This is a genomic window from Solibacillus sp. FSL R7-0682, from assembly GCF_038005985.1.
GTDB lineage: Bacteria > Bacillota > Bacilli > Bacillales_A > Planococcaceae > Solibacillus.
Genome location: NZ_JBBOUI010000001.1, coordinates 3,058,280 through 3,070,193, shown reverse-complemented (window position 1 = coordinate 3,070,193; position 11,914 = coordinate 3,058,280). Strand labels below are relative to the sequence as shown.

10 protein-coding genes are annotated in these 11,914 nt (G+C 39.2%); all 10 read left to right on the top strand.

The genetic code is table 11. The features are described from left to right. The first annotated feature begins 42 nt into the window (after window positions 1-42). Window positions 43-921 carry an aspartate carbamoyltransferase catalytic subunit gene (locus tag MKZ17_RS15560; protein ID WP_340724643.1) on the top strand — a complete coding sequence of 293 codons (879 nt, stop codon included), beginning with the start codon at window positions 43-45 and terminating at the stop codon, window positions 919-921. Beyond that, window positions 922-2,196 (top strand): dihydroorotase, encoded by a 1,275-nt coding sequence (locus tag MKZ17_RS15555; RefSeq protein ID WP_340724642.1) that lies wholly within the window; start codon window positions 922-924, stop codon window positions 2,194-2,196. Then, on the top strand, window positions 2,196-3,296 hold the full coding sequence (locus tag MKZ17_RS15550) for a carbamoyl phosphate synthase small subunit (protein ID WP_340724641.1): 1,101 nt from the start codon (window positions 2,196-2,198) through the stop codon (window positions 3,294-3,296). The genes MKZ17_RS15555 and MKZ17_RS15550 overlap by 1 nt, the downstream gene beginning before the upstream one ends. Continuing rightward, window positions 3,289-6,486: a carbamoyl-phosphate synthase large subunit gene (carB, locus tag MKZ17_RS15545; protein WP_340724640.1), complete on the top strand. Its 3,198-nt coding sequence runs from the start codon at window positions 3,289-3,291 to the stop codon at window positions 6,484-6,486. The genes MKZ17_RS15550 and carB overlap by 8 nt, the downstream gene beginning before the upstream one ends. Then, entirely contained in the window at window positions 6,487-7,260 is a 774-nt protein-coding gene (locus MKZ17_RS15540; protein ID WP_340724639.1) for a dihydroorotate dehydrogenase electron transfer subunit, read from the top strand. It abuts the gene before it with no gap. After that, the gene (locus MKZ17_RS15535; protein WP_340724638.1) at window positions 7,257-8,168 is read left to right on the top strand and encodes a dihydroorotate dehydrogenase; all 912 of its coding nucleotides are present in this window, start codon (window positions 7,257-7,259) and stop codon (window positions 8,166-8,168) included. Before MKZ17_RS15540 ends, MKZ17_RS15535 begins: the two co-directional genes overlap by 4 nt. Before the next feature lies 1 nt (window position 8,169). Beyond that, the gene (gene pyrF / locus MKZ17_RS15530; RefSeq protein WP_340724637.1) at window positions 8,170-8,880 is read left to right on the top strand and encodes an orotidine-5'-phosphate decarboxylase; all 711 of its coding nucleotides are present in this window, start codon (window positions 8,170-8,172) and stop codon (window positions 8,878-8,880) included. Window position 8,881: 1 nt separating this feature from the next. After that, window positions 8,882-9,514: an orotate phosphoribosyltransferase gene (pyrE, locus tag MKZ17_RS15525; protein ID WP_340724636.1), complete on the top strand. Its 633-nt coding sequence runs from the start codon at window positions 8,882-8,884 to the stop codon at window positions 9,512-9,514. Window positions 9,515-9,959: 445 nt separating this feature from the next. Continuing rightward, window positions 9,960-10,970, top strand: coding sequence for an ABC transporter ATP-binding protein (locus MKZ17_RS15520; protein WP_340724635.1), 1,011 nt, complete (start codon window positions 9,960-9,962; stop codon window positions 10,968-10,970). Next, window positions 10,967-11,914 (top strand): ATP-binding cassette domain-containing protein, encoded by a 948-nt coding sequence (locus MKZ17_RS15515; RefSeq protein ID WP_340724634.1) that lies wholly within the window; start codon window positions 10,967-10,969, stop codon window positions 11,912-11,914. The genes MKZ17_RS15520 and MKZ17_RS15515 overlap by 4 nt, the downstream gene beginning before the upstream one ends.

Sequence of the window (11,914 nt, the reverse complement as noted above, 5' to 3'; positions counted from 1 at the left end):
CAATTCAAAATAAAGAGGCGATTTCTAATCGGAGGCGCGAGCATGAAAAATTTATTGTCGATGGAACATTTATCGAATGAAGAAATAGTGGCTATTTTAAACCGAGCACATGATTTTGAAAACGGGATGAAACCAAATTTAACACGCTCATACAATGTAGCAAACTTATTTTTTGAACCAAGTACACGTACAAAGACAAGCTTTGAAATGGCTGAACGTCGGGTTGGATGTAATGTAATCCCATTTGATGCTGGATTTTCGAGTACGACAAAGGGCGAAACAATGTATGACACGGTAAAGACACTTGAAATGATTGGTATTGATGCAGTCATCATTCGAGATAAAGAGGATGAATATTACAACGAGCTATTAGAGGGGATTAACTGCGCAGTCATAAATGCCGGCGATGGTGCAGGGCAACATCCTTCTCAAAGCTTGCTAGATCTTTATACTATCCGAAAAGAATTCGGGGAATTTGAAGGGCTTAATATTACAATCGTTGGCGATATTTCTCATAGCCGTGTTGCCAAATCTAATGCATCTGCATTACAACGTTTAGGAGCAAACATTCGATTTTTATGTCCGCCAGCTTGGGCAGGCGATTTTGAAGCAGCACATTCATGGGATGAAGTACTAGAAGATAGTGATGTCATTATGTTATTACGTATTCAGCATGAGCGACATTCCGTAAGCAAAAATTTCTCAAAAGATAGTTATCATGAGGAATACGGGTTAACAGCGGAACGTGAGAAACGCATGAAAGAGGGTGCGATTATTATGCATCCCGCACCAGTTAATCGCGATGTTGAAATTGCAGATGAATTAGTTGAATGCAGGCGATCACGAATTTTTGAGCAAGTACGAAATGGTGTGTTCATTCGTATGGCCATTGTAGAGACGATTTTGAAAGGAAGAGAATAAATGACAACAGCTATTCAAAACATAAAGCTTCTAAATGAACAAGGGGAATTAGTACTTTCTTCTATTATAATAGTCGATGGGAAAATTGCTTCAATTGGTGGCGAAGTGCCAGAGCACGCAACAATAATTGATGGAAAAGGACACTTTGTTGCACCAGGGTTCATAGATGTACATACGCATTTACGCGAGCCGGGTTTTGAGCATAAGGAAACAATTGCAACGGGTACAGCATCTGCTGCAAAAGGTGGCTTCACAACGATTTGTGCCATGCCGAATACAAAACCGGTTCCTGATTCAATTGAAAATATGAAGTTAATTAACGGTTTAATTAAGGACAGCGCAGTCATTCGTGTATTACCATATGGATCATTAACGAAGGACATTTCCGGTGAAGTACGAACAAATATGGAAGAATTAAAGGCGCATGGTGCGGTTGCATTCTCTGATGATGGAGTTGGGATTCAACTAGCTTCAACAATGTATGAGCAAATGCAGCAAGCAGCAAAACTAAACGCTGTGGTTGTGGCACATTGTGAAGATAACTCACTAATTTATGATGGGGTTATGCATGAAGGGAAGCGTAACAAGGAACTTGGATTACCAGGAATTCCTTCAGTTTGCGAGTCCGTACAAATTGCACGAGATGTTTTACTAGCTGAGGCAGCGGGTGCTCGCTATCACGTATGCCACGTCTCAACGAAGGAATCTGTGCGTGCGGTACGCGACGCCAAAGCAGCAGGCATAAAAGTTACAGCAGAAGTTTGCCCACACCATTTATTACTTGAAGAAATGGATATTCCTTCAGATGATGCAAATTGGAAAATGAATCCTCCATTACGTGCAGCAGACGATAAAGATTCCTTACACGCGGCACTACTTGATGGCACGATTGATTGTATCGCAACAGACCATGCACCACATACAGTAGAAGAAAAATGCTGTGGTATGGTTGGCGCACCATTCGGTATTGTAGGCTTTGAAACGGCTTTCCCATTACTTTATACAAACTTTGTTGAGACGGAAAAATGGACATTAAAGCAATTAGTAGACTGGATGAGTGTTAAGGCTGCTCAAATTTTTGACTTACCATATGGGACACTAGAAGTCGGTGCTTCTGCAGATTTAGTATTAATCGATTTAGAGAAAGAACAAGCAATAGATGCACAAGGGTTTGTATCAAAAGGTCGAAACACACCTTTTGATGGCTGGGTAGCAAAAGGTTGGCCAGTAATGACTATTTGCGAAGGTAACATTGCATATCAGGAGGCAGAATAATGAAAACACGTTACTTAATTTTAGAAGACGGTACAGTATTTACGGGTACTGCATTTGGTAGTGAACAAGCTTCACAAGGTGAGGTAGTATTTACAACAGGAATGACAGGTTATCAAGAAACATTATCTGATCCTTCTTTCTACGGACAAATCGTAACATTAACATATCCATTAATCGGGAATTACGGCATTAACCGTGATGACTTTGAATCAATAACACCGGCAATCCGTGGATTCGTCGTACGTGAATTAGCAGATCAACCATCTAACTGGCGTTCAGATATGACATTAGATGCTTATTTAACTTCTCAAAATATCCCGGGCATTGAAGGGATTGATACGCGTAAATTAACGCGCATTATTCGAGCAAAAGGTGCAGTGCGAGCAATCTTAACAGAAGCTAACGTAGAGGTGGACGTAGAAAAAATCGTAGAAGAATTACAAAATACACCTTACATTACTCACCACGTGCGTGAAGTATCACCAAAAGCAGCATATCCATCACCAGGTCGTGGGAAACGCGTCGTATTACTCGATTTTGGAATGAAGCACGGGATTTTACGTGAGCTGAACAAGCGTGACTGTGATGTAATAGTTGTTCCTTACAATACAACAGCAGAGCAAATTTTAGCGATGCACCCAGATGGTATTATGCTTTCTAATGGTCCTGGTAACCCAGAAGAGGTAACGGAAGGTATTGAAACAATTAAAGGATTAATCGGAAAAGTGCCAATGTTCGGCATTTGCTTAGGTCACCAATTATTCTCTTTAGCATGTGGTGCGAAAAGCTTCAAATTACCATTCGGACACCGTGGCGGTAACCATCCTGTAAAAGATTTGCGAACAGGTCGTACAGATTTAACTTCTCAAAACCATGGCTATGCAATTGATATCGAGTCATTAAAAGAGACGGATCTTGAATTAACTCATATCGCACTGAATGACGGTACTTGTGAAGGTGTTCGCCATAAGAACTATCCAATCTTCACAGTTCAATATCACCCAGAGGCTTCACCGGGTCCAGAAGATTCAAATCACTTATTTGATGAATTCATTGAAATGATGGAAAACGAAGCAGCGAAGGAGAATCAACATGCCTAAACGTACAGATATAAACACAATTTTAGTAATCGGATCAGGTCCAATCGTCATCGGTCAAGCAGCAGAGTTTGACTACGCAGGTACACAAGCGTGTCTTTCATTAAAAGAAGAAGGGTACCGCGTAATTTTAATCAACTCAAACCCAGCAACAATTATGACGGATACAGAAATCGCAGATAAAGTATACATCGAGCCAATTAGTTTAGAATTCGTATCACGTATTTTACGTAAAGAGCGCCCGGATGCGATTCTTTCAACTTTAGGTGGTCAAACAGGTTTAAACATGGCGATTGAGCTTGATGAGTCAGGTATATTAGACGAGTTAGGTATCGAGATTTTAGGTACAAAACTAGATGCTATTCATAAAGCAGAAGACCGTGATTTATTCCGTAATTTAATGTATGAATTAGGTGCACCAGTTCCTGAATCAGATATTATTCACAATATGGAGGAAGCGAAGGCGTTCGTTGCAAAAATCGGTTACCCAGTAATCGTACGTCCAGCGTTCACACTTGGTGGAACTGGTGGCGGTATTTGCTACAACGATCAAGACTTACAAGAAATCGTAACGTCCGGTTTAAAATATTCTCCTGTAACACAATGCTTACTTGAAAAATCAATCGCAGGTTTTAAAGAGATTGAGTATGAAGTAATGCGTGACGCGGCGGATAACGCCATCGTAGTTTGTAACATGGAAAACTTTGACCCAGTTGGGATTCATACAGGTGACTCAATTGTAGTTGCGCCAACGCAAACATTATCAGACCGTGAAAACCAAATGCTACGTAATATCTCACTTGATATTATCCGTGCGTTAAAAATTGAAGGTGGCTGTAATGTACAGTTAGCACTTGATCCAAACAGCTTCCAATACTATGTTATTGAAGTAAATCCACGTGTATCACGTTCGTCCGCCCTTGCTTCAAAAGCAACAGGTTATCCAATTGCAAAGCTAGCAGCGAAAATTGCAGTAGGTCTTACATTAGATGAAATTAAAAACCCAGTTACAGGGTCAACATTTGCTTGTTTCGAGCCAGCCCTTGATTACATTGTAGCGAAAATTCCACGTTGGCCATTTGATAAGTTCGAATCTGCTAAACGTAATTTAGGAACGCAAATGAAGGCAACTGGTGAGGTTATGGCACTAGGGCGTACATTTGAAGAAGCGCTACTTAAAGCAGTTCGTTCATTAGAAACAGGGCATGTGCATATCGAAATGAAAAATGCAGAGGAGTTAACGGATTCATGGATTGAAAAGCGTATTAAAAAGGCTGGAGATGAGCGTTTATTCTTCATTGGAGAGGCACTACGTCGTGGGGTAACAATTGAAAAAATCCATGAGTGGTCTGCGATTGATTTATTCTTCTTAAATAAATTGAAGAAAATCGTGAATATGGAAAGTACATTAGAAGCAAACAAGCATAACAAAGATGTATTGCGTACAGCAAAACGTCTAGGATTTGCAGATAAAAAAATCGCACAGCTGTGGAATACAACAGAGCAAGAAATATATACATTCCGTAAAGAGCAAGGAATTATTCCAGTATATAAAATGGTCGATACATGTGCGGCAGAATTTGATTCACAAACACCATACTTCTACGGCACATACGAAGAAGAGAATGAATCAATTAAAACAGATAAGCCATCTGTAGTTGTACTTGGTTCGGGACCAATTCGTATCGGTCAAGGGGTAGAATTTGACTATGCAACTGTTCACTCAGTATGGGCTATTCAAGAAGCAGGCTATGAAGCAATTATTATTAACTCAAACCCTGAAACAGTTTCAACGGACTTCTCGATTTCTGATAAATTATACTTCGAGCCATTAACAATCGAGGACGTAATGCATATTATTGATCTTGAGCAACCAGAGGGCGTTGTTGTACAGTTTGGTGGACAAACAGCAATTAACTTAGCAGATAAGCTAGAAGCAAATGGTGTGAAAATTTTAGGTACATCATTAGAAGATATTGACCGTGCTGAAAACCGTGATAAATTCGAGCAGGCATTAAAGCAACTAGACATTCCGCAACCACCAGGTGACACAGCAACTTCAGCAGAAGGTGCATTAAAAATCGCTGAAAAACTGGGCTTCCCAGTGTTAGTTCGTCCATCTTACGTTCTGGGTGGTCGAGCAATGGAAATCGTATATAACATGGAAGAACTTGCACACTACATGGCAAATGCAGTAGAAGCATCTCCAGATCATCCGGTATTGGTAGACCGTTATTTAACAGGTCAAGAAATTGAAGTAGACGCAATTTGTGATGGTGAAAATGTGTTAATCCCTGGTATTATGGAGCACGTTGAACGAGCGGGGGTTCACTCTGGTGACTCAATCTCTGTATATCCACCACAAAAATTAACGGATGCACAAAAAGAAACATTAGTTGATTATACGACGCGTCTTGCAAAAGGCCTTGGTATTGTTGGCTTAATGAATATCCAATATGTAATGAGTAAAGGGGAAATTTACGTAATTGAAGTAAACCCTCGTTCATCTCGTACAGTACCATTCTTAAGTAAAATTACAAATATCCCGATGGCAAATATTGCGACGAAGGCAATTTTAGGTCAATCAATTCCATCTCAAGGCTATCCGACAGGGTTAGCTTCAGAAAAACCAGGCGTGTTTGTGAAAGTGCCGGTATTCTCTTTTGCTAAGTTACGTCGTGTAGATATTACATTAGGTCCTGAAATGAAGTCTACAGGGGAAGTAATGGGGAAAGATGCTACGTATGAAAAAGCATTATATAAAGGCTTTGTTGCAGCAGGCATGGAAATAAAAACGCATGGCACTGTTTTGTTTACAGTATCTGACAAGGATAAAGAAGAGGCTGTTTCATTAGCAAAACGCTTCTCAACGGTGGGCTACCGCATCGTCGCAACAGAAGGTACAGCGAAATTATTTGAAAATAATGGTATTAAAGCGGACGTTGTAGAAAAAATCGGTGGTAAAGGTAAAACATTAGTGGACATGATTCAAAATGGTGAAGCTCAACTGATTGTCAATACATTAACAAAAGGCAAGCAACCAGCTCGTGATGGCTTCAGAATTCGTCGTGAGTCTGTAGAAAATGGTGTTCCTTGCTTAACGTCACTGGATACAGCTGAAGCAATGCTTCGAGTTATTGAATCGATGACGTTTACAGCAGAAGAAATGCCGAAAGCGGAGGTAGTACATTAAATGATTCGTCAAGAGAAAATGAGCGTCGTACGACAACAGCAAATTGCTACGAACATTTTCGAATTGACACTTCAAGGACAACTGGTTCAGGACATGATGCCTGGCCAGTTTGTTCATGTAAAAGTGTCAGATACGTTCGAGCCATTATTACGTCGTCCAATTAGTATTGCTAATGTAGACAAGGAAAACAATGAATTTACCATGATTTATCGTGCGGAAGGGCGCGGAACAAAATTTCTTGCGACTAATCGTGAAGGGCAAGTGGTGGATGTATTAGGGCCACTAGGAAATGGATTCCCTTTAGAAGCAATGAAGCCAGGCCAAACTGCACTCCTTGTAGGAGGAGGTATCGGTGTACCGCCACTTCATGAATTATCAAAGCAATTAAACGAACGTGGTGTGAAAACGATTCACGTACTAGGCTTCCAATCTGAAGATGTATGCTTTTATGAGGAACAGTTTAATAAATTAGGCGCTACGTACTATGCAACAGTAGATGGAACGAAGGGGACGAAAGGCTTTGTTACAACTGTATTTGATGAAATAAGGCCAGAGTTTGATGTATTTTATTCATGTGGACCACTGCCGATGTTACGTGCACTAGAGCAATACTATCCAGAAAAAGAAGGATACCTTTCGTTTGAAGAGCGAATGGGCTGCGGAATTGGTGCGTGCTTCGCATGTGTATGTGACACTACAGATCAATATGAAAAAAATTATGTGAAAGTGTGCTCAGATGGGCCGGTATTCCCGAAAGGAGTTGTCGCATTATGAGCCGTTTAACAGTAGATTTACCAGGGTTATCATTAAAAAATCCAATTATGCCTGCGTCAGGCTGCTTTGGCTTTGGACGTGAGTACGCACAGCTGTATGATTTATCCAAGCTTGGTGCCATTATGATTAAGGCGACAACAGTTGAGCCACGTAAAGGAAATCCAACACCACGTGTAGCGGAAACTTCTGCAGGAATGTTAAATGCAATCGGTTTACAAAACCCGGGTATCGAGCAAGTGTTAGCTGAGGAGCTAAAATTTTTACAAGGCTATGATGTGCCGATCATTGCAAATGTTGCGGGGACGGAAGTGGCGGATTATGTAGAAGTGGCAGAACGGATTTCAAAAGCATCGAACGTGAAGGCGTTAGAATTAAATATTTCATGCCCAAATGTGAAATGCGGGGGCATTCAATTTGGTACGGATCCATCGACTGCAATGGAATTAACCCGAGCTGTAAAGACTGTTTCCACTGTACCTGTCTATGTCAAGTTATCTCCAAATGTAACGAACATCGTGGATATTGCTAAAGCAGTTGAAAAGGGTGGCGCAGATGGTATTACGATGATTAATACGCTTGTCGGCATGCGTCTAGATGAGCGTACAGGGAAGCCAGTAATTGCGAATGGTACGGGTGGTCTGTCTGGTCCGGCTGTAAAACCTGTTGCCATTCGTATGGTGTATGAAGTGTATAAGGCTGTCAATATTCCGATTATTGGGATGGGTGGCGTAACATGTGCACAGGACGTCATTGATTTTATGTCAGCTGGAGCATCAGCAGTTGCAGTAGGTACAGCAAATTTTGTTGATCATTTCGTATGCCCAACGATTATTGAAGAACTACCAGCAAAGCTTGATTCTTTAAATGTTGACCATATATCGGAATTAATCGGAAGGAGCCATCGCTAATATGAATAACAGCAAACCAATTATTGCTTTGGATTTTTCAAATGAACAAGATGTATTTTCATTTTTATCTAAATTTAACGAGCCTTTATTTGTAAAAATCGGGATGGAATTATACTTACAGGAAGGTCCGGATATTGTACGTAAAGTAAAAGATCTAGGGCATGATATTTTTTTGGATTTAAAATTACACGATATCCCAAATACGGTGAAGTCTGCAATGAAGGGCCTAGCACGATTAGGCGTTGATTTAGTAAATGTGCATGCTGCGGGTGGTCGTCCCATGATGGAAGGCGCATTGGAAGGACTAGAAGCTGGAACTGCAGCAGGTAAACAGCGCGCAGCATTAATAGCTGTTACCCAATTAACTTCGACAACGGAACAACAAATGCAAAAAGAGCAGAAAATTAATTTAACATTAAATGAATCGGTATTACATTATGCACAGCTAACAAAACAGTCTGGTTTAAATGGAGTTGTATGTTCTGTTCATGAAGCACAGGCAATTCGTGAAGTGTGCGGTGAACATTTCTTACGCGTTACACCAGGAATCCGTATGCTTGGCGGTGACGCTCACGACCAAAAGCGGATTGCTACACCTAATGGAGCACGTAAGGATGGTTCTTCATTAATCGTTGTAGGTCGTGCAATTACAGGGGCACAAAATCCAGTAGAAGCATATAAAGAAGTTTGTGAATTATGGGAGGAAAAATAAAATGTCTTTACAAAATGAAATAGCGCACGCAATGTTAAAAGTCGGAGCAGTGGAATTGAACCCAAAGGATTTATTTACATGGGCATCTGGAGTTAAATCACCAATATACTGTGATACACGTTTAACTATTTCAGATCCAGTAATTCGTAAGCAGCTTGCTCATGGTTTAGCTACGTTAATCCAAGAAAAATTTAGTGAATGTGAAGTGGTAGCTGGTACCGCAACAGCTGGTATTCCACATGCTGCTTGGGTATCCGACATATTAGAATTACCAATGGTTTATGTACGTTCAAAGGCAAAAGAACATGGACGAGGAAAACAAATTGAAGGGAAGTATCGTGCTGGTCAAAAGGTCGTTGTAGTTGAAGATATTGTATCAACGGGTGGTTCATCGATAACTGCAGTAGAAGCTTTGCGTGCAGCTGGCTGTGAAGTGTTAGGCGTCGTTTGTGTTTACACATACAATTTACCAAAAGCTGAGGAAGCATTTAGTAAAGCGGATATTAAATATGTTTCATTAACAAATTTTGACTATTTAATTGATGCTGCAAAAGAATCAGGGACAATTGAAGAAAATCAAATTCCTTTCTTAAAAAACTGGCATAATGATTTAAAAAACGGTAATTTAAAATAAAAAAATATTAAAACAATTCAAAAACGTGTGAATGTATTGAAAATATACTTTACACGTTTTTGCTATAGTTATATAATTCTCCTATGCCAAATATCATTATTTAGTAAAATGAAGTTTAAAATGATTTCGTTTTATTAAACTTTGATGAACGATATTATGTATGAAGTAATATTTTTTAGTAAAAAAGTGCTGGATTATATTTAATTTTTATGATAAATTATCAGAACATTTGAATTTAATTAATAATTTGCTATTGTTTAAAATAAAATGTTAAATTAGAATAGTTAGAAAGTTTAATTATTGACTTTGTGTATATTTTATGGATAATTTATAATGTAATACTAAATATTTACAAATACATAATATTAATTAAACAGAGAGTTAGTTAGGTTAATAGAGTGAGTATAGATGAGCTAAATGTTAATAAGAAAGGAGCGATTTTTTAGTGTCTACGAATGAATTATTAACAATTCGTAATTTACGTACGAGTTTCCGTATTAAAGATACTTTTTATCCTGCTGTAGACAATGTTTCATTAACGCTTCGCAAAAACGAAATTTTGGCAATTGTTGGTGAGTCAGGTTGTGGTAAAAGTACGTTAGCCACTTCGATTGTCGGATTACACAATTCAATCAATACAAAAGTTGAAGGTGAAATTCTTTATAACAATCAAAATTTGGCGAATTTAACGGAAGAGCAATTTAATAAGCTGCGAGGAAATGATATTGGATTTATTTTCCAAGATCCATTATCTGCTTTAAATCCTTTAATGCGTATTGGTGAGCAAATTGAAGAAGGTTTAATTTATCACAGTAAATTAAACAAACAGGAACGTGAAAAACGCGTAATCGAATTACTAGATCAAGTTGGTATTCCGAATTCGCCACGAGTGGCAAAGCAATTCCCTCACCAATTATCAGGAGGTATGCGTCAGCGAGTAATGATTGCGATCGCTTTATCTGGTAAACCTGCGATTATTATTGCGGACGAACCAACAACGGCACTTGACGTAACGATTCAGGCACAAATTTTGGATTTATTAAAATCGCTACAAGATGAAATTCAATCGGGCATTATTTTAATTACACACGATTTAGGTGTTGTTGCTGAGGTTGCTGACCGCGTTGCTGTAATGTATGCAGGGCAAGTAATTGAAGAGGCGCCAGTAGTTGAACTGTTCAGAAATCCAAAGCACCCGTATACGAGATCGTTATTAAAATCAATCCCTCAAACAAATAGTGAGAATGAGAGTTTAGAAGTTATTCAAGGGATGGTACCATCTTTAACGAAATTACCACGTGAAGGTTGCCGATTTGCATCACGTATTCCATGGATGGATGCTTCCGTACATGAAGCAAATCCAGAGCTACATGAGGTAGGACCAGGGCATTTAGTTCGCTGTACATGCTGGGAACACTTCCATTTTGAGGATGAGGAAGGGAGCGTAAATCAATGAGTTTCTTGCAAGTACAAGATTTAAAAGTTCACTATCCTATCCGAGGTGGTTTCTTAAATAAAGTAGTGGACCACGTGTACGCTGTAGATGGTGTCACAATGGAATTTGAAAAAGGAAAAACTTACGGTTTAGTAGGGGAATCAGGTTCAGGGAAATCAACGACAGGTAAAGCAATCATTGGGTTAGAGAAAATTACGTCTGGAAAGATTATTTATGAAGGTAAAGACGTAACAAATCAAAGCCGTAATCGAGATTCAGCATACAATCGTGATATTCAAATGATTTTCCAAGATTCACACTCTAGTATGAATCCACGTAAGCGTGTACTCGATATTTTAGCAGAGCCAATTCGTAATTTTATGCGGTTGTCCCCACAGGAAGAGCGTAAGCGTATAAATGAATTGCTTGCGATTGTCGGGATGAGTGAAGACGTCTTACTAAAATATCCACACGAATTTTCAGGTGGACAAAAACAACGTTTAGGTATTGCACGCGCAGTTGCATGTAATCCTAAAATGATTATTGCTGATGAACCTGTATCTGCGCTTGATTTATCTGTACAAGCGCAAGTATTAAACTTTATGAAGGAAATTCAAGAACAATACGGAATTAGTTATTTATTCATCTCGCATGACTTAGGGGTTGTTCGTCATATGTGTGACCACATCTCTATTATGTATAAAGGTAGATTTGTTGAAACAGGTAAACGTGGCGATATTTACAGTAATCCACAACATATTTATACAAATCGTTTACTATCAGCTATTCCCGATATTGAGCCGGAAACACGTATGGAACGTAAAATCGTTCGTCAAAAAGTTGAAGCAACATATCGTGAAGAACAGCATAAGTATTATGATAAAGAAGGTAAAGTTTATCCTTTAAAATCAATTTCAGAAACGCATAAAGTTGCCATGTCTGAGACAGAAAAGGAGGGACTATAA

Bases quoted from the DNA above. Each gene is read 5' to 3' on its own strand.
- pyrE (WP_340724636.1), top strand. From the start codon at position 8,882: ATGTCTTTACAAAATGAAATAGCGCACGCAATGTTAAAAGTCGGAGCA.
- MKZ17_RS15540 (WP_340724639.1), top strand. From the start codon at position 6,487: ATGATTCGTCAAGAGAAAATGAGCGTCGTACGACAACAGCAAATTGCT.
- MKZ17_RS15555 (WP_340724642.1), top strand. From the start codon at position 922: ATGACAACAGCTATTCAAAACATAAAGCTTCTAAATGAACAAGGGGAA.
- MKZ17_RS15515 (WP_340724634.1), top strand. From the start codon at position 10,967: ATGAGTTTCTTGCAAGTACAAGATTTAAAAGTTCACTATCCTATCCGA.
- carB (WP_340724640.1), top strand. From the start codon at position 3,289: ATGCCTAAACGTACAGATATAAACACAATTTTAGTAATCGGATCAGGT.
- MKZ17_RS15535 (WP_340724638.1), top strand. From the start codon at position 7,257: ATGAGCCGTTTAACAGTAGATTTACCAGGGTTATCATTAAAAAATCCA.
- MKZ17_RS15550 (WP_340724641.1), top strand. From the start codon at position 2,196: ATGAAAACACGTTACTTAATTTTAGAAGACGGTACAGTATTTACGGGT.
- MKZ17_RS15560 (WP_340724643.1), top strand. From the start codon at position 43: ATGAAAAATTTATTGTCGATGGAACATTTATCGAATGAAGAAATAGTG.
- pyrF (WP_340724637.1), top strand. From the start codon at position 8,170: ATGAATAACAGCAAACCAATTATTGCTTTGGATTTTTCAAATGAACAA.